This window comes from Pantoea sp. B9002, assembly GCF_013385945.1.
Classification (GTDB): Bacteria; Pseudomonadota; Gammaproteobacteria; order Enterobacterales; family Enterobacteriaceae; genus Pantoea.
On the sequence record NZ_JACAPA010000117.1, the window covers coordinates 1 to 380 of the forward strand.

Here is a 380-nt window from a genome sequence, read left to right on the forward strand (position 1 = left end):
GGGTGAACTGGATGCGATGGAACTGCGCTTCGATACCTTCGGCCAGCTCCTTGATGGCCTTGGTCTTGGCCAGGCCGGGGGCGCCTTCGACCAGCATGTGACCGTCGGCCAGCAATGCGATCAGCAGGCGCTCGATCAGCTTTTCCTGGCCGAGAATCTGCGCTGAGAGAAAGGTTCGCAGCGCCAGCAGCGCTTCACGATGTTCCATCGATGAGTGTTCCTGGAGAGGGTGGCCGACGGCATTCGAATAATGTCGTGGCTGGGGGCGTTACTTTAATCCATCGGGGGTGGTGGCGACTAACGGCTATGGGGATTTTTATGGATTTTGAAGAAAAGTCCTACGTTGTTGAGAAACATATCCTGTAAAAGGCCCCTCCCTG

Annotated in this window: 1 protein-coding gene; it reads right to left on the reverse strand. The window is 56.3% G+C overall.

Annotated elements, in window-relative coordinates; all coding sequences use genetic code 11:
* On the reverse strand, window positions 1-208 hold a 208-nt coding region (locus HX773_RS25450), incomplete at its 3' end, for a MoxR family ATPase (RefSeq protein WP_176973810.1).
* Between the last annotated feature and the right edge of the window lie 172 nt (window positions 209-380).